23 protein-coding genes and 1 tRNA gene are annotated in these 23160 nt (G+C 70.7%); 8 read left to right on the top strand and 16 right to left on the bottom strand.

Annotated features, from left to right (window positions below; translation table 11 throughout):
- From HJD23_RS21605 to HJD23_RS21575, 7 genes are all read right to left on the bottom strand, one after another.
- Positions 1–2148 (bottom strand): peptidoglycan-binding protein, encoded by a 2148-nt coding sequence (locus tag HJD23_RS21605; RefSeq protein WP_240980779.1) that lies wholly within the window; start codon positions 2146–2148, stop codon positions 1–3.
- 92 nt (positions 2149–2240) lie between these two features.
- Positions 2241–2750, bottom strand: a complete 510-nt coding sequence (locus tag HJD23_RS21600; protein ID WP_240980778.1) for an alginate export family protein — start codon at positions 2748–2750, stop codon at positions 2241–2243.
- Between the two features lie 179 nt (positions 2751–2929).
- Complete coding sequence (locus HJD23_RS21595) at positions 2930–3496, bottom strand: peptidoglycan-binding domain-containing protein (protein ID WP_171110414.1); 567 nt, start codon at positions 3494–3496, stop codon at positions 2930–2932.
- Positions 3497–3531: 35 nt separating this feature from the next.
- Entirely contained in the window at positions 3532–4260 is a 729-nt protein-coding gene (locus tag HJD23_RS21590; RefSeq protein ID WP_171110415.1) for a hypothetical protein, read from the bottom strand.
- A gap of 35 nt (positions 4261–4295) precedes the next feature.
- Positions 4296–6497 carry a glycoside hydrolase domain-containing protein gene (locus tag HJD23_RS21585; protein WP_171110416.1) on the bottom strand — a complete coding sequence of 734 codons (2202 nt, stop codon included), beginning with the start codon at positions 6495–6497 and terminating at the stop codon, positions 4296–4298.
- A complete protein-coding gene (locus HJD23_RS21580; RefSeq protein WP_171110417.1) occupies positions 6490–6807 on the bottom strand; it encodes a hypothetical protein in 318 nt (105 codons plus the stop codon). Before HJD23_RS21580 ends, HJD23_RS21585 begins: the two co-directional genes overlap by 8 nt.
- A 373-nt stretch (positions 6808–7180) precedes the next feature.
- Positions 7181–7732 carry a peptidoglycan-binding domain-containing protein gene (locus tag HJD23_RS21575; RefSeq protein WP_171110418.1) on the bottom strand — a complete coding sequence of 184 codons (552 nt, stop codon included), beginning with the start codon at positions 7730–7732 and terminating at the stop codon, positions 7181–7183.
- 338 nt (positions 7733–8070) lie between these two features.
- Here HJD23_RS21575 and HJD23_RS21570 point away from each other — a divergent pair, with 338 nt between their 5' ends.
- The 5 genes from HJD23_RS21570 (at position 8071) to HJD23_RS21550 (ending at position 11707) form a co-directional block, all read left to right on the top strand.
- A complete protein-coding gene (locus HJD23_RS21570; protein WP_171110419.1) occupies positions 8071–8877 on the top strand; it encodes a peptidoglycan-binding protein in 807 nt (268 codons plus the stop codon).
- Positions 8874–9779, top strand: coding sequence for an XRE family transcriptional regulator (locus tag HJD23_RS21565; RefSeq protein WP_171110420.1), 906 nt, complete (start codon positions 8874–8876; stop codon positions 9777–9779). The genes HJD23_RS21570 and HJD23_RS21565 overlap by 4 nt, the downstream gene beginning before the upstream one ends.
- A 101-nt stretch (positions 9780–9880) precedes the next feature.
- Positions 9881–10435, top strand: a complete 555-nt coding sequence (locus tag HJD23_RS21560; RefSeq protein ID WP_171110421.1) for a SigE family RNA polymerase sigma factor — start codon at positions 9881–9883, stop codon at positions 10433–10435.
- Positions 10428–11012, top strand: coding sequence for a hypothetical protein (locus HJD23_RS21555; protein WP_171110422.1), 585 nt, complete (start codon positions 10428–10430; stop codon positions 11010–11012). The genes HJD23_RS21560 and HJD23_RS21555 overlap by 8 nt, the downstream gene beginning before the upstream one ends.
- 125 nt (positions 11013–11137) lie before the next feature.
- Positions 11138–11707, top strand: coding sequence for a hypothetical protein (locus HJD23_RS21550; RefSeq protein ID WP_171134058.1), 570 nt, complete (start codon positions 11138–11140; stop codon positions 11705–11707).
- Between the two features lie 254 nt (positions 11708–11961).
- On the opposite strand, the gene HJD23_RS21545 is transcribed toward HJD23_RS21550, so the two are convergent.
- From HJD23_RS21545 to HJD23_RS21525, 5 genes are all read right to left on the bottom strand, one after another.
- The gene (locus HJD23_RS21545; protein ID WP_240980777.1) at positions 11962–13932 is read right to left on the bottom strand and encodes a copper resistance protein CopC; all 1971 of its coding nucleotides are present in this window, start codon (positions 13930–13932) and stop codon (positions 11962–11964) included.
- 178 nt (positions 13933–14110) lie between these two features.
- Entirely contained in the window at positions 14111–14875 is a 765-nt protein-coding gene (locus HJD23_RS21540) for an SDR family oxidoreductase (RefSeq protein WP_171117003.1), read from the bottom strand.
- 35 nt (positions 14876–14910) lie between these two features.
- A complete protein-coding gene (locus tag HJD23_RS21535) occupies positions 14911–15384 on the bottom strand; it encodes a cupin domain-containing protein (protein ID WP_171117001.1) in 474 nt (157 codons plus the stop codon).
- Positions 15381–15989 (bottom strand): GNAT family N-acetyltransferase, encoded by a 609-nt coding sequence (locus HJD23_RS21530; protein WP_171116999.1) that lies wholly within the window; start codon positions 15987–15989, stop codon positions 15381–15383. The genes HJD23_RS21535 and HJD23_RS21530 overlap by 4 nt, the downstream gene beginning before the upstream one ends.
- On the bottom strand, positions 15982–18081 hold the full coding sequence (locus HJD23_RS21525; protein ID WP_171116997.1) for a penicillin acylase family protein: 2100 nt from the start codon (positions 18079–18081) through the stop codon (positions 15982–15984). The genes HJD23_RS21530 and HJD23_RS21525 overlap by 8 nt, the downstream gene beginning before the upstream one ends.
- A gap of 107 nt (positions 18082–18188) precedes the next feature.
- Between HJD23_RS21525 and HJD23_RS21520 the strand changes: the two genes are divergently transcribed.
- Positions 18189–18899: a siderophore-interacting protein gene (locus HJD23_RS21520; protein WP_171116995.1), complete on the top strand. Its 711-nt coding sequence runs from the start codon at positions 18189–18191 to the stop codon at positions 18897–18899.
- Positions 18900–18985: 86 nt separating this feature from the next.
- Here HJD23_RS21520 and HJD23_RS21515 read toward each other — a convergent pair whose 3' ends face one another.
- Positions 18986–19339, bottom strand: coding sequence for a DUF6415 family natural product biosynthesis protein (locus HJD23_RS21515; RefSeq protein WP_171116993.1), 354 nt, complete (start codon positions 19337–19339; stop codon positions 18986–18988).
- Positions 19332–19904, bottom strand: a complete 573-nt coding sequence (locus tag HJD23_RS21510; protein WP_240980776.1) for a hypothetical protein — start codon at positions 19902–19904, stop codon at positions 19332–19334. Before HJD23_RS21510 ends, HJD23_RS21515 begins: the two co-directional genes overlap by 8 nt.
- Positions 19905–19983: 79 nt before the next feature.
- Between HJD23_RS21510 and HJD23_RS21505 the strand changes: the two genes are divergently transcribed.
- Positions 19984–20433, top strand: coding sequence for a DNA-processing protein DprA (locus HJD23_RS21505; RefSeq protein WP_171116991.1), 450 nt, complete (start codon positions 19984–19986; stop codon positions 20431–20433).
- 27 nt (positions 20434–20460) lie between these two features.
- The gene (locus HJD23_RS21500) at positions 20461–21798 is read left to right on the top strand and encodes a hypothetical protein (RefSeq protein WP_171116989.1); all 1338 of its coding nucleotides are present in this window, start codon (positions 20461–20463) and stop codon (positions 21796–21798) included.
- A gap of 177 nt (positions 21799–21975) precedes the next feature.
- Here the strand turns inward: HJD23_RS21500 and HJD23_RS21495 are convergent, their stop codons facing one another.
- Entirely contained in the window at positions 21976–22986 is a 1011-nt protein-coding gene (locus HJD23_RS21495) for a phosphotransferase (protein ID WP_171116988.1), read from the bottom strand.
- 87 nt (positions 22987–23073) lie between these two features.
- A tRNA-Ser gene (locus HJD23_RS21490) sits at positions 23074–23158 on the bottom strand.
- Positions 23159–23160: the final 2 nt, after the last annotated feature.

Below are 23160 nucleotides of genomic sequence, written 5' to 3'. Positions count from 1 at the left end.
TCAGAACCTCTCCAGGTTGAGGGCCCTCTGCAGGGCACGGGTTGTGCCGGCTCCCCAGACGCCGTCCGCGTCGAGGCCGGCGCCGGTCATCGTGTTGAGGTGCTCCTGCATGGCCCGGACGGACGCTGCGCCGATGGCGCCGTCCACGACGAGGTCGGCGTCAGTCACCTGGTTGAGGTGGCGTTGCAGGGCCCGCTTGGACTCCGGGCCCCACACTCCGTCCGGCTCGGCCCCGATCGCCCGCTGGAGGGCCGCGATGGTCCGCGCGCCGAAGACCCCGTCCACCACGAGGCCCTCGCCGTTGGCGTAGGCGTTGTAGCAGGATTCGGTGTTGGGGCCCCACAGACCGTCGACGAGGGCGCCGACCCGGTCCTGAAGCCAGCGCACCCCGTCGTAGGTGAGCGGGCCGAAGACGCCGTCGACGACGAGGGCCGGGCTGTAGCCCAGGCTGTTGACGGCGGTCTGCTGCTGCGTCACCGTGCGGATGGTCGTGTTGGCGCCACCGGACCATCCGCCGTCGCCCGCGTGATCCATGTACGCCCGCTCGGTCTGCGGGCCCCACAGTCCGTCCGCGGTGACGCCGAGCCGGCCCTGCAGCCACTCCACGCCCTCCTTGGTCAGGGGACCGTACACACCGTCGGTGACCAGCGCCGGGGAGTAGCCCATACCGTTCACGGCGACCTGCTGGGCACGGATGGTCCGCACATCGGAACGGCCGCCACCGCTGCCGCCGATGCCGATGTAGGCGCCGAACGCGGCCTCGGTCAGCGGGCCCCACAGTCCGTCGTCCTCGACGCCGACCGTCCGCTGGAGCCACTGCACGCCGGCGAGGGTGAGGGGCCCGAAGACGCCGTCGACAGTCAGCGGGGGCTGGTATCCGAGTGCGTTGACGGCATGCTGCTGCGCTTCCACCGACCGCACGTCGCTCCGGCCGGAATCGGCGCTTGGGGGCGGTGTGATCTCGATGGGAACGTACTCTCCCCCCATACCGCTCTGCACCCAGGTGCGCAGGTCGTTGCCGGGGCAGGAGGTGGAGCCGAGCGCGCTGTGGTAGGTAGCGCTGAGATCGCCGCCGCACAGCTCCTGTGCCTTGAAGAACAGCGAGCGAATGGCGGTCTTGGCAGCCTGGGTGGCGTCCCCGTCGCTGCCGATGAAACACACTCCGATGTGGGTGGTGTTGTATCCCCGGGCGTGGGCACCCACGTTGGTCCAGCCCCGGCCTTCGTAGATCCATCCCTGCTGGTGGACCAGGAAGTTGTAGCCGATGTCGGGCCATCCCCGGCCGTCCATGTGGTAGTTCTGGATTTGGCGCACCGTCTGGCTGGGAGGGCCGGCCGAGTAGTGCACGCAGAAGCCGGTGCGGCTGGAGAGTGGTACGTACACCGTGGAGGTCGGCGGCCGGGCGCCCCAGTGCTCGCGGGAGATGACGTTGATGGCCGGGCCGGGAACGACGCCCACGCCGGGGTCCAGCGAGCCGTCATTGCAGTAGGGCGTCAGGTTTCCGGGGCACACGGTGTAGCCGGCGTCGTGCCGGTGGGGGTACAGGAGGTTGCCGGCTCGCCGGTTGTCACTGACCTCGGTCCGCAGGTGCCAGACGAGATCCTTGATGGAGGAACGCATCGCGGCCGTGGGCTCGTCGTTGGCCCGCAGCAGGCCGAGGATCGAGTAGAACGCCTCGTTCCGGCCGACCTGGCCGTAGCCGTCAACCCAGATGTGCCGGTCTTTCATGGCCGGGTTGGGGTGCGGGCCTTGCTCGGTCCCCTCCGCGTACCCTCCGTTTGCCTCGCCCCGTATATAGCCCTGTGCTTTGAAGATGTTTCCGTGTTGGCAGACGATGAAGTTGTAGGCGATGTTGCCGTACTCGCGGTGATGGGACGCCCAGATGTCGGCGATCTCCTGCCGGCATTTTTCGCAGTCCGTGGAGTCGACACTTCCCGGGCCGGCGTGGTGAACGAAGACGCCCCCCTTCCACGGCGTCCAGTCCCCTCCCGTGAGGTTGCGTGTGGTCGCCAGCCAGTCGATCAGGAGATCCTTCGCCGCCCCCAGCGAGATTCCGTTGTTGATCGAGATGGCGAGGGCCAGGAGGTTCATGGTGCCGGTATTGCGCGTGTAGGGCGTCCAGGCGGTTCGCGGCAGGATGGTGACCACGCAGGATCTCCTTCGACTGGTGACGGCTGACGGTGGCAGGCAGGGCAGTGGCAGTACATGAGGCTGTGAGGGCAGCGGTGCGGCAGGCGTATTCAGGGCGTGTACAGCGACTGCAGCCTGGTCACCCGCCCCTCTCCGTCGAAACTCAGGTCGTAGCCGAGGAGCGAGCGGGCCGTAGACGGCTGGGCCGTCAGCCGGCTGACGAACTCGGCCTGGGAGTACGACGAGGCATGCTTGCCGTCGCCGAGCGGGACCGACAGCAGCACCTTGGCGTCCTCGGCCATGCGCACCTCGGTGTAGGGCCCCTCGCCCGGGACGATCACCCATGCCTCGAACTGGGTGTGGGCCTTCTTCTGGGCGGGCCGCACCGACAGGTACGTCCGTCCGTCGCTGGTCCGGGCGTCCTCGATCTGCACGAACTGCTTGGTGCCGGCCCAGGGGGCCGCACTGGTCGACGACGGCGTGCCGTCCGGGTCCGTACCGCCGGCGGGCGCGGTGGTCGGGGCCGTCTCGTCGGCCGACGCGGAAGGCGTCGCCGATGTCACGGGTGCGGTGGCGGCCGTCTGCCCGTCGCTCTCACCGCTGCACCCGGTCAGGGCCACAAGGCTGAAGGTAAGAGCGGTGAGGCAGCGCACGGCAGCGGCCCGGCGTCCCGCGTGGACTCACTCGGCAAGCCAGTACGCCACCCGCAGCGACTGCACCCGGCCCTCGCTGTCATAGTCGCGGTCACCCCGGCGGAGGCCTGAACGGGCGGAATATGAGTCAGGGGCGGGGCAAATGGTCAGCTGCACTCGCGGCCGGACAGCGAGCTGTACAGGGCTTGCTTCCAGCCTTCGTTGCCGCCGAAGTAGCCGCCGTAGTACTTGAACATGTACGTGCCGCCGCTGACCCTGGCCCGCAGAAACAGGTTTGGAGTTGTACCGTTCGTGGCGCGGTATTTGATGTACCGCATGCTGTCGCTGTAGATGCTGCCTTCGATGAGGCGGTCGTCCAGCTTGCGCCAGGTCTTCGGGCCTACGACACCGTCGACATCATTGCCTGTGAACCCCAGCTTCTTCTGCAGCTCCTTGACACCCCACGTCGTGGTCGAACCATAGACACAGTCCACATCCACGGCATTGATGATGTATTCCGCGTACAGGATTGCCTGGACCACTCCTACCGAGTTGCTGTTCCAGTAGGAGCTGCCCGACCAGAGCGTGGCCTCGTCCGAGAAGTCGTTCTGGGCGCCAGCGTTTTCGTCGATGTACCCCCTGCTCACACTGGCGGCGGCGGGACTGCTGTTGAGGGTGATACTGAATGCCAGGGCGGCGGCGCCAGCGATGATGGTGCGGCTGATTCTCGGCATGCCGATTCAATCCCTTCAGGGCTGGTTGAGGTGGTTCAGCGCGCGGTTGCTCGCTGCCGGCGGGCGAGGGCTTCGGCGGCCTCGCGACGGTCGGTGGCCAGTGGGTCGGCGGGGACGCCGGCACCACGGCCCGGGTGTTCGCGCAAGCCGCGCAGCTCGGCGGCGAGGCGGGGCAGGCGGGGGCTGCCGGGGGTGACGTCGATGCTGAACAGGGACTCGTCGGGCCGCTTGTCGTCCCCGCCCCAGCGGACCACGCCGTCGAACTCGGCGAGGATGTCGCGGAGCACGGTCAACTGGTCCGGGAACCAGCCTCCGGCGGTGCCGGCCGGGTAATGGCCGGGGCGGATCCGCAGGGCGGTGCCAGAGGCCAGGTTGGAGGCGGGGGTCGCCGGGTCGAAGCCTGACGGGTGCTGCCAGCCGGTGACGTCGCCGGGGCGCAACTCGTCGATCTCGTAGTGGTGGCGGCGCAGCAGATGGACCAGAACGGTCTCCACGTCGCCGATGCGGGTGGCGACGGTGAGGCCGGTGCCAGGGACGGGGCGGGTCCAGACGGTGGAGACGTCGTCGGCCTGCTCCTCCATCACCCAGCCGTTGAGTGAAACGGGGCGTTCCTTCGCCGCGGCGTCCATGGCTCCTGCGGAGTTTGCGGTGGCTGCCACGTCGGCGGCGGAAGCCGTCGGGACGGTGAGGAGCGTGCCGGAGACGAGTCCCAGCCCCAGGACCGCCGTGCCCTGCACCATCATGCGCCTGCTGACGTACGTCATGTCGTGCGTCCTTCCTCGATGTGTGTGGGCAGGGGTCAGTTCGCCGCGGCGCGGTGGCGGGCGTAGTACCTCTCCATGACGCGGTACACGCCGCCGACGTCCCGGCCGTACTGTTCGGCAGCTTCATTGGTGCCGTTGTAACGGGCGATGATCCGTTCGGTGTCGGCGTCCGAGGTGTCCAGGCCGGGGCGGGGCAGACCGATCTGGAAGGCGTTGTAGACCGTCACGTAGGCCGCGGTCTCGATGTTGTACGCGGGGTCTTCGTGGAGTCTGGTCCACACGGTGGAGCGGTCGTCCTCGAGCGTCAGCAGCGGCTCATTGAGGAGGCCCTGCTCCACGCAGTAGTTGCGGGCCTCGATGGCGACCCACCCGAAGATCTGGCCCCAGCCGGTGCTGGAGTCGTCCTTCAGGCCGGCCTTGAAGGCTTCGTCGGCTATGGGGTCCAGCGGGTTGAACTGCCGCAATTCCCACAGCACTGGTGCCTGCACCAGGGCCTTGCGCAGCCGGAGGTTGCGGGCCAGACGGGTGAAGAGCCAGTCCATGGAGATGACTGCGTCGATGGCCTCGGAGTTGGATATGCCGCCGAGGGTGATCCAGTCGTCATCGGTCCAGCCGTCTCCTCCGGTCTCGGGAACCCCGATACTCTCGAGGTAGGCGCGGATCTCGGCCTTCATCGCCTGGCGGTCGGCGGCGACGATGTCGACGTCGAGGGCCTCGGCGTAAGAGGCGGGGTTGAAGGTCCGCTCGCCGTCGTCGCGGCCCGAGGCGATGTTCTTGTCGATCTCTATGGCGCCCTCGCCGGAGCCGACAGTGACGGTAGCGATCTGGTCGAATGCCCAGTTGGAGGGCAAGGCGTAGCCGAGGTTTCCGGAGAAGCCGCTGGACATGTCGGAGACGAAGCTGGCGTCGGCGTAGCCGGCGTCCGAGACGCGGCGACATACGTTGCGGGCGCCGTATACGCCGATCCGGTAGCGGGAGTAGGTCGTGATCACGTGGTGGACGCCACGGAAGTGTGGCAGGACGGAGGCGGTGACCTCGCCGTCGAGGGCGTCGAAGTCGACGGCGAAGTAGATGCGGGTGCCGTCCTGGAAGCCGTGTCGCCGTGCCCAGACGATGGCGTCGTGGGCGTCTTGCAGGCCCTTGCTGTAGGAGAAGTAGTCAGCACTGCCGCCCCAGGTCTGGTAGATCGGGAAGCAGCTCAGACCGGCCGCGGCGATGGTGTCGAGCTCACCGGGCTTGATCATCTTGTCAAGGGTGGAGCCGGCCACGTTGCTCAGGTACCGGCCGACGTGCCGGTATCCGGCGTCGTGGAGGGCCTGGGCGCGGGCCGGGGTGACGGTGGTGATGCAGTCGCAGGCGGTGCCGGGGCGGGACTGGTCGCCGTAGGAGACCAGCAGCGACGCCCACGTGGAGAAGTCGACGGTGCCGGTCTGCGGCAGGGCGACGTACGACTGGAACAGCGCGACCGCCTCCGCGACCTGTGCGCCGTAAGAGGAAGTGAACACCACCGGGCGGTCGTTGAGGACCAAGGCAGCGGTGAGCAGGGACACCCAGACACCGCTGTCACCGGAAGCCAGGGGGTGGCTGCGCAGGCCGGACCGGGTGCCGGGGCCGAAAACGCCATTGGCGGTGCCGTCCGCCATGCCCAGCTCGTACTGGATCGCGTACAGCATCGACTTGGCAACACTGCGGGAATGGTGACCGTCACAGGGGATGACGAAGAAGTCGGCGCGGCCGATGTAGCGTCCGTTGAGCCAGCGCTGGACAGTCTGCACGCCCGAGCTGCCGGCCCGGTCGCCGTAGGTCACCAGCACGTACGGGTCCATGTTCAGCAGGCCCTTGAACACCTTCGGGGTGAGGCCGGCGCCTTCGACGTTGCCGACGCCCATGTCCTGCTTGAGCTGTGTCACGGACGCGGTGACGCGCGGCCCCCAGACACCGTCGATGTCGCCGCCGTCGTATCCCTTGCAGTAGAGCGCTGACTGCACGATCTTCGCGAAGTTCTCCGACGGTACGGTCGCCGCGGTGAGTGACGGGTACGCCGCTCTCAGGGTGCTCAGGGTGGTGGGGCCGAAGCTGTTGGACAGGGTGCTGATACCGAGCTCGTACTGGAGCGCGCGGGTGAGCGCGTACATCGTGGCCCAGCCGGTTTGCCCGTTCTCCTCAAGCGTCATGCCAATTGCGTCGCTGTATGTGTTGTTCACGAACTGCTGTGCGCGCAGCACCAGTTCATCCATGACGGTCTACCTTCCGGCTTGGGGTGTAGCTTCTTTGGGCGATCACGCACGGCGAGGCTGCCCGTCGGCCGAACGCCGCAGGTGGCTCCACCAGCCGCGACCAAGATCGGCTGGACGGCCGCCGCTGGAGGCGCAAAACGGCCGGAGGGATCACACCGGCGAGGGTGAGCGAGCCGAAGACGCCGTCCTCGGCCAGCCGGGGCGTGTGCCCGAGGAGGTTCACGGCGCCCTGCTGGGAGATCACCGAGCTGATGTTGCTGCGGCCGCCGGAGCCGAGAGTCACCGCAATCGGGATGTTCTCGCCGTCCATGCGGCCCGCCACCGAGTTGCGCAGGTCGTTGCCGGGGCAGGCGGTGGGGGCGCCGGGCAGGCCCCGATGTGGGTGGTGCTGTAATTGACCGTGTGCGAGCCGCGATGGTTCCAGCCGACGCCCTCGTGGATCCATCTCTGCCGGTCGGCAACGAAGTTGTAGCCGATGTCGGGCCCGCCGACTGGTGCACGGTGAAGCGGGTGCACTGGGAGAGGGCGACCGAGCATTCGTCCGTCGGCGGTCGGGCTCCCCACGACTCCCGCGGGATGATGGAAACCTGCGGCCCGGGCGCCACGACCACACCGGGATCCAGCGAGCCGGGGCCTTGGGTGTCGGCCCCCTGCTGGTGCGGGTAGGTGAGGTGCTGCTGGGTTCAGCCGCCAGGAACAAAGCAGGTCGTGAAGGGGTCGTATTTTGCCGTTTCCCACAAATTCGAGCCCACACCAGCTTCAGGGTTCTCAAAGCGGTAGGCGCCACCAGAGCTACGTACGAACGTAACGGCGCGCGCTTTGCCGAAGTAGTAGACCTTGCCCGTGCTTCCCCGGAGGTGGTTGTCCGCGATGCTGAAGGTCTTGCTGCCCACGATCCCGTCTGCCTTCAGGCCCCATCTCGTCTGCAGCTTCTTCGTTGCATAGGTGGTGTTGGCGCCGAAAACACAGTCGATGTCTGAGTAGTCGTAAGCTGTGCCGTCCTTTTCTGTGGCGCCTTCTGCCCACAGGACGTACTGCCAGAGACCAACCGCGTTGGATGTCTGGTATTTGCCTCCCGCCCAAAGAGGGCCCTCATCCCCCCAGTCATCGGTGATCGTGCCGCTGCCAAAGATGTACCCCTGCGAGATACTTGCCGACGCAGGGCTCGTGCTCAGCGCCGTCAAGCCCAGGGCGGTGCATGCGGCAAGCGCGACCAAAGCCCTCTTGATAGACATACGTTCTCCTAATTTCTCAGAGAGGGAGGCGTCATGTGCGCCCGTCACGGCCGGCGCCAGCCCTGCACGACGTGCACAGCGGCCCGGCCCGGTCGCTGAGCGTGCCGGTCGTCTGCACCGGCCGGCTCCGCAACGAGACTGCGGGTTGGGCGCGATGTTCTGCCACAGCTGGTGCGGAAGTGACCTCATCCCGGGACATCCCACGCGCTGACCTGCGGAGATGTCGCCCGCTGAGTCCCTGCAGCGGGATCCGCTCTGTGATCCCGTGGCAGCTGATGCAGAATGAGGCCGGGACACGGGTGCCGGGCCCGCGGTCCCTGACGCGAGTGGGGGGAAGCGTGTCGCGCTGGAAGGAATTGCCCGCAGAACTGCATCCACACGTCCACCAGCTGATCGTGCGACTGCGCAGGCTGAAGGACCACAGCGAACTGAGCACGCGGCAACTGGCCGCAAGGTCCGGGTACAGCGCGAAGTCGTGGCAGCGATATCTGAACGGCAGGTCTCTGCCGCCCCGGGAGGCCGTCGAGGCGATGGCCCGTATCGGCGGTGACGATCCGGCCCGGCTGCTGGTGATGCACGAGATCGCCGCCCAACGCTGGGCGGAGGGACGGGTGGTCGCCACCGACGCCACCAACGGCCCTGATGACCTCTCCGCGACACCGGCACACACCCCCACGGAGCAGCAGCCGTACGGGCGTCACCTGCGCGCCGCAGTCGTGGCGGCAGCCGTGGTCACGGCGCTGTCCGTCACCGCGGCGCTCCTGCTGGCCGTGCGGCTCACCGAGGCCCGTGCCCAGCTCGCGGACGAGCGCAGGGATGCTGTCGCGACGGCCCTGGCCACCGTGTCGGAGTCCACGGTGCCGGTCATCTACACCTGCCGCCTTGAGCAGCGTGACGGCCGCTGGTACGCGGGCCTGAGCCGGACCACGGACATCCTCCTGTCCAACACCCACGTGGGGCTCGAAGTGGCGGAGGCGCAGTGCCTGCTTCGCCGGGCGGGCACCGAGCCAGGGGACATCGACGGCGTCTTCGGCCCCAAGACGCGGCGAGCCGTCGAGCGCATGCAGAAGCAGAACGGGCTGATCGTGAACGGAGTCATCGACCCGCCCACCTGGCAGGCACTGCGGGAGGCGGCGCCCAAGTGACCGCGGAACACACCCGGCTGGTCGCGGCGCTGCGGGAGCTGCGGGCCGGTGCGGGGCTGAGCCTGGCGGCGCTGGCGGAGCGAACGGCGTACAGCAAGTCGTCGTGGGAGCGTTACCTCAACGGCAAGAGCCTGCCTCCTCGCCAGGCCGTACGGGAACTGTGCCGGCTCGCGAACGAACCGGACGGGCGGCTGCTGGCCCTGTGGGAGATCGCCGAGTCGCACTGGAGCGGACGCGCGGTGGCCACCCCCGCACCCGTATCCGCCCCCACCCCTCCCGCGGACGAGTCGCCGCGGCCACATCCTCAGGAGTCGCCACCGCCCGCCGGGACCGGATGGCGGCGACTTGGCGGGAGCAGGCTCCTGGTGGTGCTGGCGTCGGCGTACACCGTGATCGTCGGTGGTGCTGCGGCCCTGCTGTTCCTCCTGCTGCCGGACTCGCAGGCCCAGGAGGACGAACCGCCGCCGGCCTCCATCCCGTTCTCCCTCGCTCCCCAATGTCACGGAGCCGCCTGCGAGGGCCGGGACCCGATGCGCCTGATCTGCGGCCTCGGCCCCGACACCTTGGCCTCGCACCGCACGGCCACCGGCGCCCACGTCGAGCTGCGCTACAGCAAGAAGTGCGGTGCGAGCTGGGCCCGGACCTGGGGGACCGAGATCGGCGACCGGTTGGACGTCACGGCAGACGGCCCGACCCACGGCGTGCGCATCAGGAACAAGGACGACGCGGCAACCTTCATCTATACCGAGATGACCGAAGTCCGTCCCGGCAGCACCGTCCGGGCCTGCTTCCGGCCCGCGTCGGCCGACGGCGAACGAGAGTGCTTCGAGGCCCGCGTGGGCGGAGCCGCCGCCACGACCCGGCCGCCCTCACCTCCGGTGGCGTCCGGCCATCGCGAGTAGATCGAGGACCCGGTACCGGGTGCATGGGTCGCTGACTTCTTGTGTTGCGAGGGAGCCGATGCGAGGGAACCAAGTGGCACGGCGCAGCGTGACAGGATGGCATGCGACCACCAGATGAACCGCGCGGCGGCCGGGGTGCGGACGAGCACGAGTTCGACGCCTTTTACGCCGCGAGCGTCGGTCGGCTCATCGGCCAGCTGTACGCGATGACAGGCGACCTCGCCGAGGCGCAGGATGTGGTCCAGGAGGCCTTCGCCCGGGCCTGGGAACGCCGGGCCGAGCTGGACTTGAACGGCGCCCCCGAGGCGTGGGTGCGCACGGTGGCCTGGCGGCTGGCGGTCAGCCGGTGGCGGCGGGTGCGCACCGCGCTCGCCTTCGCCCGACGGCAGGGCCCGCCGGCCACGGTACCGCCACCGGAACCGCACCATGTGCTGCTGGTTCAGGCGCTGCGGCAGATCCCCGAGGCTCAACGACGGGCCGTGGTGCTCCACCATCTGTGTGACCTGACGGTGGAACAGGTGGCTGCCGAGGCCGGCTGCCCCGTCGGTACGGTCAAGGCACATCTGAGCCGGGGGCGGGCGGCGCTGGCACGGCTGCTGGCCGACACTGAGCTGGATCCGCGGACGACGCGGCTGTCGGAGGTGCGTCATGGCTGACGAAACTGGGCTGGAGGATCATCTGGCCGACCTCGCCGAGTCGGGTCGGCGGCACGCGGCGCCGCTTGCCGCGGAGCGGATCCGGGCGCGCGGTGAGCAGCGTCTGCGTCGCAGGCGGGCCGCGCTGGCGTCCGGCGGCGTGCTGCTGGCCGCGGCTCTGGCCGTGGGCGGTCTGTCGCTGACCCGGGCCCTTGAGGTGCCCGAGCCGCCCGCCGTCATCCCGACACCGACCGCTTCGCCGTTCGTGCCGCCGACACCCGCTCCGGGTGAGGAGTACGCCGGAGAGCTGGGCTATGTATACGGCGCGGTGGCGAAGGGGGACATGGTGCAGGTCACCGTCGAACAGCTCCGTACCGTGCGGGGAACTGCGGCACCCGTTGGCGTGGTGCACACGCTGACCCTGCCGCGGGGGACGCTGGTCGAAGCACGGCAGCTGGCCGGGGGGAACCCCGCAGACGTGCAGCTGGGCCGACTGGTGGGCCAACTGGCCGCTGGGCCGCGGTGGGTGTTCGCGATCGACTATGACAGCGAGGGCCGGGTGCAGTCGCTGCGGGAGGCGTACTGGCTCGCCGAGTGAGGCCATATGAGGGCTCCGGGACGGGCGGCGGCAAATGAAACGGATCGGGGTGCAACCTCGGGGGTGGGGTGGCGCGTAGAGACCGTGTATCCAGAACACACCTGATCCTTGGGGGGACCTTGACCATGCGCGTCTCACACCGCCGGGCCGCCGTGCGCTGCCTCACCGCTGTCGCCTTCAGCCTTGTGGCCCTGACCGGGTGCAGCAGTGAGAGCGACGGGCAGACGGCCGCCACCGCACCCGTGACATCGGCGACGCCTTCCGCATCGGCAGACGAGACGGCCCCGACCACCGCGCCCGCCGGCGGTACGGACCCGGACGGCACGCCGTCGTCGACCAGTGCGGCCCCCTGGGCCGGCACCAAGCAGTTCGTGCAGATCGAGGACGCCCGGACCAGCGACGGACGGACGTACCTGTCGGTGCGGCCCGCCCAGAAGAAGGCCCACACCCAGTTCGAGGCATGGGTGATCGTCCCGGGCGAGGGGCCCTACACCGAGGTGCGCATGGCCGAGGACGCCAAGGTGCTGCTGTCGGTCCCGCTCGGCGACGGCAAGCATGCCTCGTCGTACTCCCAGGCCGAGTTCGTCAGCCGGCTGACGGCCCAGTCGTCCTCGGCCCGCTCGCTCCTCGGCTACGACCTGAGTTTCGACGGAGAGGGGCGGGTGACCAGGCTGCAGTCGCTGTACACGTCCTGAATGCGCGGGCCGGGACCTCATCCAGGACACCGCTTCCGGTCCGGGAGGCCCGCGAGGCACGACGGTACTCGGCGCAGCATGGTGACGACGGCGTCGAAGCCGCCCGGTCAGCGGGTTCAGCGCTCCCTCGCTACGCCGGGCGGCGCCTGGACCCGGCGATGTGCCCTGCGAGCCGTGAGGGACGTGCGGGTTCCGCTACCGCTCGAAACCGAAGGGCCCGGTCCACTGGACCGGGCCCTTCGTGATGTTCCGCCCTAGCCCACCCGGACGTCCTTCTCCACCGTCACCTGGTCGATGTCCGTCGTCCGGACCGTGATCTTCATGGTCCAGGTTCCGGGCAGCGGGAGCCGGAGCTGGTCCGTGCCCCAGTAACCGCCCCGGTTCTCCAGCTCCGCGTCGATCGGGCCGACGTCCTGGGCGCGCAGGGTGAAGGTGAGGCGCAGTTCGGGGACGGTGACGATGCCGCCGTCGGGGCCGAAGACGACGGCCTGCACCTGGTTCTGGCCCACGCGTCCCGGAGCGAGGTCGAGCTGGACCCTGCCCTGGCCGTCCGGGGTGCCCACGTCGAAGGGCACGACGCTGCTGGAGGCGGTGGCCCCACCGGCGTCGGCGGCCGTCGTCTGCGCGGCGGCGGACTCGGTGGCGGCGCGGCCCGGGAGGGTGATGGTGAGCAGGGTGGTGATCACCAGGACCAGCACGCCCGTCATGAACTCGGCGAAGACGGAGCGGCGGAGTGCTCGGCGGTGGTGGTCGTGCCTGTCATGCCTGTCGTGCCTGTCGTGTCCGTCGTGGTCGACATGGTCGACATGGTCGACGGGGGGCCTGTCCCCGGCTTGGGCGTCCCCTGGTGGGGAGTCGACCTGCGCCTCCGACGTGCCCGCCGGGCCGCCCACCGTCTCCAGCACCCGCGCCTCCGCCGCCACCCGCGCCGGTTCCCCCGCCGCCCAGCGCCGCGTCCACCGGCGTGAGAAGCCCGCCGCCGCCAGCAGCAGCGCCACCGCGGCCAGCTTGGCCAGCAGGATGCGGCCGTACGTCGTGCCGGTGAACGCATACCAGGAGCCGAGGCCCCGCCAGGACTGGTAGACGCCGGTGACGGTGAGGACGATCACCGAGGCGGAGGCCAGCCGGGAGAAGCGGGTGACGGTGGCGAGGGTGAGGTCGTGCGGGGCGCGGTAGAGGACGGTGAGCAGGGCCGTCAGGCCACCCAGCCAGACCGCCGTGGCCAGCAGGTGCAGCACGGCCGACGTCATCGCCACCGGCACCTGGATACCGGCCGAGGCGTGCTCGGAGGCCGCCCAGGTGACGGCCAGCGCGACGGAGAGCGCGACGCCGGGTGCGGGGTGGGTGGTACGGCGAGCTGAGCGGCGTACGAGGAAGAGGGCCGCCGCCAGGAGGGCCAGCCGGGCCAGCAGTGCCAGGCCGGGCCGGGTGGTGAGGGTGGCGCTCAGGACGGTCGGGTCGATGGCGTCCGTGAGGCCCGTGCCGCGTTCGTAGGGGCCGCGCACGAGCAGCAGGGCGGCCGTGGAGACCACGAGGGTCAGCCAGGCGGCGGGGAGGAGTTTGCGCAGGGCGTCGGTGGGGCCGCGCAGGACGGCGGACATGAAGACGGCGACACCGATGAGCAGGGCCAGGCCGCCGTACGCGGCGTAGCGGGCGATGTTGTAGAGCGAGGCGGTCGCCGGGTCCTCGGTCGGGGCGGTCACCGCGGCGGTCGTCGCCGACGGCTCGCCGACCGAGAAGATGAACGCGCCCGAGACCGGGTGACTGTCCGCCGAGACGACCCGCCAGGCCACGGTGTACGTACCGTCCGCCAGGTCGGCGGGCAGGCCGACCCGGACGGTGTCGGCGCTGTCGTCCGCGTGGGCGGCCTCGCCGGTGTCGACCGGGCGGTTCTTGGGGTCGATCACGCGGACCGAGTCGTCGAGCAGGCCGACGGACTCGGTGAAGGTCAGGGTGAGGTGACGGGGGGCGGCGTCGAGGACGGATCCGTCGCGGGGGTCGGTGCCGCTGAGTCCGGCGTGGGCCGACGCGGGGGCCGCGCCGCCGAGGAGAAGCAGGACCAGCACGGCGACCAGCAGCACCAGCCGCCGAAGTCGGCGGACCCGGAGCCGGAGTCGGAGCCGGAGTCGGAGTCGGAGTCGGAGTCGGAGCGGTCCGGGTCGCCGGGACGCGCCGTCGTGGCCGTCGTCGTCGCCGTGCCGTGCTCCGCCATCGCGCATCCCCATCGCCGCTCCGTCGTCGGATCTGCTCCCGGGATACGTACGGACGTGAAGCCCGGCGTGCTCATCCCAGGCAGGCTCTCACCATGTGGGACACGCCGAGACGTCCCCGTCCACCACCACGTCCTGCCCGCTTCCGGGATACGTACGGATGCGGGTCCGGCGTACTCGCCCCAGGCAGGTCTCACCATGTCGGACGCGCCGAGATACCCCCGTCCACCACCAGGTCGTGCCCCGACACCCACGACGCCAGGGGCGAGGCCAGGAACACGCACGCGTCGCCGACGTCCTCCGCCCGCCCCAGCCGCCCGAGCGGCACCGCCCGCTGCCAGCGCTCCACGCCCTCCGGCCAGCCCTCCGCCAGCCCCTCCCGGTCGATCAGCCCGGGTGAGACGGTGTTGACGCGGATCCCGTACCGCCCGTACTCCAGCGCCGCCGACCGGGCGTGCATCACCACCGCCGCCTTGGAGGCGCAGTAGTGCGCGTGCGCCGGTGCCGGTGCGCTCGCCTCGATGGAGGCGATGTGCGTCACCGAACCCCCTTCGCCGCGCTCCCGCATGACCTCCACGGCCGCCTGCGTGCACGCGAACACGCTGGTCAGGTTGGTGTCCACGACCGTCCGCCAGTCGGACGCGGTCATCCCGTCGAGTTCCCGCACCGGCTGCACGGCGGCGTTGTTGACCAGCGCGGTCAACCGCCCGTCCCCCCACTCGGCGGCCTCGCGCACCACGCGCCGGCACGCGTCCTCGTCGGTCAGATCGGCCTGCAGTACGACGGCTCGTCCGCCCGAGTCCTCGACCAGCGAGGCCACTTCACGCGCCGACTCCACCGACGTACGGCAGTGCAGCGCGACCGCCGCGCCCTGCTCCGCGAACCGCAGGGCGATGCCCCGGCCGATTCCGCCGCCCGCGCCCGTGACGAGGGCGACCTGGCCCTCCAGCAACCTCATGGCCCTCCAGCAATCTCATGGCCGTCACAGCGACCTCATGGCCGACACAGTTCCACGATCCGGTCGGCCCGGTCCGGATAGCGGGCGGTCAACGCGGCGGCGTCACCGTGCTCGTACCCCTCGAAGGTGAATCCGGGCGCCATCGTGCAGCCGAAGAACGTCCAGGAGCCGCCCTCGACGACCCGCCCGCCCATCCAGGTGCCGGCCTCCACGGTGAACTGCGGGTACTGGCCGCCGAGCACGTCCGGCCCGAGGACGGCCGTGCGGGAGGTGCCGTCGGGGGCGAGGAGCAGCAGCTCCAGCGGGTCGCCGAGGTAGAAGTGCCAGATCTCGTCGGTGGGCAGGCGGTGCAGGGCGGAGTAGTCGTCCCGTCGGAGCAGGGCGACGATGGCGGTGCCCTCCGGACGTCCGTCGGGGCGGTCCGGCCCGGCCCAGGTCTGCCGGAACAGGCCGCCCTCGCGCGGGATCGGCTCCATGGCGTAGTGCGCGACGAGGTCTTCTGGAGTCACGCGGGGAAGGCTACCGCCCTGGGCAGGAACGCGAGTTGGGCGTGCTTCTCCGGCAGGTGCACGTCGGGGAGGTTCACCTCCGGCAGTACGACCTTCGGCCCCGCCACGAACCCCTGCCGCAGGAAGCGGTCGATCGCCTTCTCGTTGCGCACGTCCGGGTCGACCACGACCCGCTGCCGGCCGAGCGTGACCAGCACGTACGCGGCCAGTACGGTGATCAGGCCCGCCGTCCAGCCACCGCGCGCGCCGCCCTCGCCGGCCGGGGCGAGCAGCAGGTGCACGCCGATGTCGCCGGGCTGGACGTCGTAGCACTCGCTGACCCGGTCCGCCTCCGGCTCGTAGGTCTGGAGCAGGGCGGCCGGTACGCCGTCCATCACCACCAGGTACGCGTGATGGGTGTCGAGGGTGTCCATGTGGGCGTAGATGCCGGCCACGTCGTCCCGGGTGAGCCCGTTCATGCCCCAGAAGGCGGCCCGCTCCTGGCTCACCCAGCCGTGGATCACCTCGGCGTCGCCCTTCGCGTCGAGGGGCAGCACGCGTACGGTGCCGAAGCCGTCGACCGCCTGTTCGTGGACGGCGGGGCGGTCGGCGTAAGGGTCAGTCATCGTCGGTCTCCTTCGTCAGGCGGGCCCAGTCGGTGACGACCGGGACGAGGTCTCCCCTGGTCCACAGCGGGAGTTGGTCGCGGTGATGCGCCGAGCCGGGCACGCCGGACGCGCCGAGCGGCACCACCCACAGGCTGTGCTCACGCCGGGCCAGGTCCCACACGTACCGGGCGGCCGGGCCGCGCGCGGCGAGGTCGGTCAGGCCGGGGACGGCCGAGGTGCACAGCACGCAGTCGTGGTCGCCGGACAGGGCCGGTTCGTCGTACTTCCTCGTGGCGTACGACGTGCTGGGCAGCGCCCGCCACGGGGCGAGGCGGTGGGTGTCGCCCCAGGTGCGGGCGGCGCCCGGCGTGCCCGCCACGTCCTTCAGGGCCACCTCCTCCAGGGCCTCCCGGACGATCGCCGGGCGGTCGATGCCGTACAGCTCCTCGGCCCTCAGCAGGTTCTCCAGGGCGAACGCGATCCGTGCGGTGAGCCCCAGCCAGGGCAGGAGGACCTCCGGGTAGGCGGGCGGCTCGGTGAGCTTCGTGAACGCCGGGTGGGCGGCGAGCCGGCGGACGACCGCGCTGCGGACGGCCGCGTAGCCGGCGGCCTCCTCGCTGGTGGCGTCCATGCGGCGGTCCCAGCGCAGCAGCCGGTCGCGCAGCTCGGCGGCCTCGGGGGTCAGGTCGTCGAGGGCGGCGAGGAGGTCGAGGAGGGGCGCGGCGGAGGAGAGGTGGGTGTCCATGTGGATCGTGGGCATGTCGGCCGCCGACCACCGGTCCTTCTCGTTCAGCAGCGCGGCGATGCGGTCGGCGCGGTGCGGCGGGGCGAACTCGACGCCGAGCGGGGTGGACGGGCCGCGCTGGTTGGCCATCACCGCGATGCCGTCGGTCAGGCCCGCGCGGGGCGTCTCGTGCCAGCCGCGCCACTCGTGGCCGGGCTCCCAGGCGGGGACCAGCCGGACCCGGTTGGCCTCGGCCCGCACCGGCACCCGGCCCGCCACCCGGTGCAGGGTGCCGCCTTCGGTGTCGGCGGCCTGCACGACGTTGACGGGCTCCACCCAGGTGTCGAAGGCGCGGTCGACGTCGGCGACCGTGCGGGCCCGCAGCAGCGGAAGGAGGGTGGTGAAGCCGACGTCGGCGGTGACGCGGGGCGGGTAGCGCAGGCTCAGTGCCACGGGCGTACCGTCGTCGAGGCCCTCCGGCCCTCCGGCGATCACCGGCCCCCGCTCGGTCTCGATGACCTCGACCGGCACCGGCTCGGCACCGCGCACCTCGACGAACTCGGTGTGCCGGTACGCCCGTTCCCACCGCCCGTCCGGGCCGAGGGCCTCCACGCCCGCGCCCGTGCGCCGCAACTGCTCCCGGTAGAGGTCCTGGTAGTCGGCCATGGCGTTGGTGATGGCCCAGGCGACCGTGCCGGTGTGGCCGAAGTGGGCGATGCCGGGGACGCCGGGCACGGCGAGGCCGACCACGTCGAACTCCGGGCAGCACAGCCGTATCTGCTGATACACGCCCGGCTCCTCGATGAACCGGTGCGGATCACCGGCGATCACGGCCTGCCCGGTGACGGTCCGCTCCCCGGCGACCAGCCAGCCGTTGCTGCCGGAGGTGCCGTGACCGTCCGTGGCGAACAGCGCCACCGCCTCCGGCCCCAGCTGCCGTATCACCTCCTCCCGCCAGAGCTTCGCCGGGAAGCCCGCGAAGAGGATGTGCGTGGCGAGCCAGACGGCGAGCGGGGTCCAGGGCTCCCAGCGGCCGGGGGTCAGCCCGGTCTCGGCGAACTCGGGCGTACGGCGGGCGCCTTCGGCGAGGCCCTCGTTGACTCCGTCGACGTAGGCCCGGACCCAGTCGGCCGTGACGGGGTCCAGGGCCTCGAAGGAACGTTTCGCTGTGTCCGCGAGCCGCGCCCGTCTCGCCAGGACGTCCCAGGGCACGGCGGACGTACCGAGGAAGGAGGCGGAACTACCGTCGGCGCGATGTCGCTCGACCTCCACCTGCCAGGCGCGGTCGAGGGCGGTGACCCGGCCCTGGGCGCGGGCGAGTTCGCGGGCGTCGGCGGCGCGCAGGTGCGGGATGCCCCAGGCGTCGCGGTGGATCTCGATGGTCACCTGGTCATCACCCTGTCATCCCTCTGTGCTTCAGGTTAACTGCGCTTTAGGTTAGGCTTCCCTAAGTTGGTCGTGGCGGAATGGTACGCGAAATGTGAAGGAGCGCCATGGGGCAGGGGCACGGCTGGCAGGGCACGGTCCTGAAGCTGATGGGCGCGAAGGACTTCGTCCTCACCGTGACGGGCGCCGAGGACGTCACGCCGGAGTACCGGCGGCTGCACTTCACCGACGGCGGCCTGCTCACGGCCTACGCGGTCCACCCCACGATGTGGGTCAGGTTGTGGTTCGACAACGCGGGCAAGCCGCACCAGCGGGCGTACACGCTGGTCGCCCCGGACCCGGAGGCCGGCACGTTCAGCATGGAGTTCGCACTCCACGAGGGGTGCGCCAGTGACTGGGCGCGGGCGGCGAAGGCAGGGGACACGATCGAGGCGACGGTCCAGGGCACGGGCTTCCAGCATCCCCGGCCCGAGCCCTCACACGTCTTCGCGATCGCCGACCCGGCCTCGCTGCCCGCGCTCAACTCCCTCCTCGACGCCCTCGGCCCGGCCCCGGCGACGATCTGGTTCGAGGGCGAGCTGGACGGCCTGCCGTGCCACGCGGACACCTCCCGGCACGAGATACGCCAGGTACCGCGCCCCGGCCTGGCGGACGCCGTGCGGTCCGCGCTGCCCGCCCAGCTGACGACGACTCCGAACCCGTACGTCTGGATCGCCTGCGACACCGTGACGACGCGGACGCTGGCGTCGTATGTGCGCAAGGAACTGTCCGTGCCGAAGGAGCGTATGCACGCGCTGGGGTACTGGCGGGCGAGCTGACGGTCGGCGCGGTGGCACTCGTGCCTCGTGGGCGGGGGTTGCGCTGCACCGGGTCGGGTTACCGATGAGCCGGTGCCGGGCATGATTCACGCCCTCAACTCCCCGTCGGCCGGCTCGCCGAGCGGGCCAGGGTGCTGGTGCAGCGCCAGGAGGGCGCGGGCCAGCACGGCCAGGGCGTACGCGTCGTCGGCAGGGGAGACGCCTTCCGCCAGGACCTTGGAGGTGCGTACGAGGACGTGGACCGCCGTGTCCCGCGTCTCGCCCTCCATACGGGCCGCGAGGGCCTGCACCTCCGGCACGAGGAGCTGCACGTGCCCCTGGAGCTGCCCGATCAGGGTGTCCAGTGCTTCGCCGGTCGGCAGGTAGGGCGCCCACAGGACCGAGTCGTACGTCTTCCGGATCGTGTCGGCGTCGACCGGAAGCAGCGGGTCGCTACGCACCGGCGTTCCTCTCCGCCGCCAGCCGGTGTCGACCACACACCAGGAGCTGGGCCACGGCGCCGGGGCTGCCCAGCAGGCCGGGGCCGTCCACCGGCACGGACCAGTACGAGGAGCCGTCGTCCGGGTCGGTGCGCGCCGGATCCGGCACGCCGAGGTAGGAGTTCCGGCCGAGGCACTCCGCGTCGAGCGTCCGGCCTTCCCACTGCCGGAGGCGGGCGGTGCCGGGCGGCACCAGGGCGTAGTACAGCCCCCATCGGGTGTCGGCGAACGCCGGGCCGCCCAGCAGGGCCTGTGCGAGGTAGGTGTCGACTGTGCGCAGGTCCTCCGTGCCCGCGGCGGCGTGCACGAGTTCGGCGGAGAGACGGACGGCCGTGAAGAGCGTGCCGCATCGCAGGAGCGCGATCCCGCTGTCGGCCCACTCCTTCCGGGCCCGCCGCGTGTCTTCCGCGGCCGAGAGGAGCCAGTGACCGGCCGCCAGATACCCGGTGACGTACTGGTCGCCCTTGGTGAGAGCCTCTTCAGCGAGGGGGTTGCTCATCGGGTTCGCCACGTCCAGTCGTTGCATGTCGTTTCTGTCCACATCGCAGACGATCCCAACGGCGGACGGCGGGCGGCATACGACGACCTATGACACGGAGTTGATCATGCGGGTAGTAGCGATCACGGGAACGCGGAGTACGGGGCACCGGAGCCTCGACGAGTACGCGCGTCTCTTCGCCGACTACCTCGGCCCGTTCACTCGGGGCGCGCACTTCTACATCGGCGGTGCGAAGGGAATCGACACCCTGTCGCTGCTGTGGCTCGCGGAGCACACCACCGCTGACATCACCGTCGTCACACCCGGCACCATCGATCAGCAGCCCGCGGAGGCCCGGCGGGCGATCGCACGCACGCGCGTGCGCGTGAAGGAAGTCGTCGAGCTGGGTGCCGCTGAGCTGAAGACGCCCGCCTACCACGCCCGGAACCGGTGGATGGTCGACCGCAGCAGCATGACGATCGGCTTCCCGCACGGCGACGATCCCTCATCCGGGACGTGGCAGACGCTCAACTACACGGCGGATCAGGGGAAACCTCGGCTGATCGTGCCCGTGTAGCCGCCGCTGTGCTGCACCATGTGCCCTATGGAGGGGGCAGCCGCGGGGGCGGCCCAGCTGAAGGCGCTGCGGCACCGGCGCGGCCTGTCGCTCGCCGGTGTCGCCCGTGCGCTCATCGTCCTGGCCGGGGAACTGCACCAGCCGCCGCTGCCGTCGGTGGCGAGCGTGCAGCGGTCCGTTGCCCGCTGGGAGTCCCCGAAGAGCCCGACGCTGCCCGACGAGCGGTACCAGCTGCTCCTCGCCCACCTCTACGCGCGCACGCCCGCCGGCGATCTCTCCCTCGGCGCGGGCTCCGACTTCGCCGAGTACCTGCATGCCCTCGGCCTGCTCGGGGAGAGTGAGCGGCGGACCGCGGAGCTGCGCGGCCTCGTCCTCCGCGCCGTCACCGACGCGGGCGGCGGCCTGCTCGCTCTGCTCTCCCCGACTGTTCAGGCGGGGCTCACCGCGGCCCTGGAGGACCCGCGGCGGGCCGGAGAGGAGGCCATAGCCGGGCTGGCGTCCGTGGTGGCGGACGTCAACGCGGAGGTCGGGAGCCTGCCCATGGTGCGGCTGCAACTGCTGCTCGCTCCCGCGGTCGAAACGTGCCGACGCCTGCTCGCCGGTCCTGTCCCCGATCCGCTCGTTCCCAAGCTCCGGGAGGTCGCCGTAGCGGCGGCGACGCTGGCAGGCCGACTGGCTTTCGAGACCCGCGACGACAGCGCGTCCGGCGCCCTCTACGAGGAGGCGACGCTTACGGCGGAACGACTGGCGCAGCCCTGGCGGAAGGCCAACGTGCACATGAGTCACGCACTGGTCACGCTGTACTCGACACAGGGCATCGATCAGGCATGGCGCCTGGTCGACCACGCCGTACGCGCGGCCCGCTCCGGGGAGAGCACGCTGGTACGCGCGCGGGCGCACGCGCTGCAAGCGGAGATCGCCGCACGGGCTGGGCACGGGCGGCAGGCACGGGCCGCGCTCGGGCTGGCCTGGTACGACATCGAGGCGGACCACGCCGAAGACCCGGCGCCCTTCTCGTTCTCGCCGGGGCATCTGCGTGGTTTCGAGGGCGTGTGCGAGCTGTATGTCGGTGACCCCTCCGCGGCGCACGACCGGTTCGCCCGGGCTGCGGAGATGTTGTCGGCACCGAGGGAGCAGGTGCAGCGGGCCATCGTCACCACTGATCAGGCGCTCGCCCGGATCAGGCTCGGGGAGCCGCGCGCGGCGGCCGAACTGCTGCACGAGTGCGTGTCCGCAGCGGCGTCGACCGGCGGCCGGGTGCCGGCGCTGCGGCTGCGGAAGGCCCGGCAGGAGCTGCGGCCGTGGCGGCGGGAGGACTGGGTGGCCGACCTCGACGACCACCTCATGGACGTCCTGGGCTCCTGATGGCCTCGGGGCAGCGTCGCTCCCCGTGATGTGAACCCGCTTACGTGACCCGTCGCACCTGCGGTTTTCCTTGAGAGTGGGACATACCACATGCTTTGAGTTGGCTTGGTTTTTATCCTCGCTGCTGTTTCAGGCGGACGTGTTCGCGGACGTGTTCGGTGAGAGTTTCGGCTCGTTTCACGGTCTTCCCGGGCTCGTAGCGCGGGGCAGGTAGCGGTCGAAAAGGGCTTGGAGGTAGTCCTCCAGCCGCCTGGTCAGCAGGGCAGGGGTCAGATCGGCGCGGCCCACCTCGCGCCAAGGGACAGCGACCTTCTCGGCGTCCGGAGCGAAGGCCAGGGCGTCCAGCAGACGCCAGTAGAGATGGGCGGCGGGATCTTCGGCAAGCGTCCCTCCCACCGCGACGTAGCGGTTGGCGAAGTGCATGCCCGCCGGAACCCCGTGCAGCAGGGCCAGGGCCGTCGAGCAGTGGGCCACGTCCAGGTCGGCCGGCCCCCAGGAGGTCTCCACCCAGTCGACGACGCCGCTGATCCGCGGATCGTCGCCGTCGCCCGTGAAGAGGACATTGCCGGGATGGAAGTCCCGGTGCAGGAAGCAGGCCCGGTACTCCGGGGGCTCGCGGCGGATCACGTCCACGGCCCGTTGCCACAGCTCGGGCCGCTCGGTGTGCTCGGGCGGCCGCACCCGTTCGGGAGAGGTCCACGCCTGATAGGTGCGAGGCCGTGTCTCTGCGGTCACCGGCAGCCGGTGGATGCGCAGCAACTGGCGGGCCAGCAGTTCGGCCCGCCAGTCGGCGCCCTCGTCGGCCAGGCGCACGGTCCCGGGCAGCAAGGACATCAGCAAAGAGGGGTGGTCGCAGTACTGCGCGGTCGCGTCCACGGCCACCAGCGTGGCCGCGGGCACATCCGTACCGCCGAGCAGACGCAGAACGGCTGCCTCGCGGGTCAGCAGGCCCTCCGCGTGCCGAACGAAGAAGGGCCTGACGAACGACCGCAGGACCAGCGAGCGCCGACCGCCCGGCCCGCGGATGTACAGACGGCGCATCTCCGACGTCCAGCCGCCCCGCAACCGCGCGACATCGTCGATGCGTTCAGCCTCGGACAGCCCCTTCTCCACCCAGGCACGCGTCGCGCTCCAGCCCTCGTCCTCAAGATCGGCACCGATGCGCTCGGCCCCCTCGCCCGTCACCATGAAGGCAGGCTATCCACGTCACCCGGACGACTCGGACGGAACATCACGAAGGGCCCGGTCCAGTGGACCGGGCCCTTCGGCTATGAGCGGTAGCGGAGGGATTTGAACCCTCGGTGACTTGCGCCACACTCGCTTTCGAGGCGAGCTCCTTCGGCCGCTCGGACACGCTACCGA

It is taken from the genome of Streptomyces sp. Z423-1, assembly GCF_013009255.1.
Classification (GTDB): Bacteria; Actinomycetota; Actinomycetes; order Streptomycetales; family Streptomycetaceae; genus Streptomyces; species Streptomyces gossypiisoli.
The sequence above is the reverse complement of the archived record's forward strand: the minus strand, read 5'-3'. Positions and strand labels throughout refer to the sequence as shown.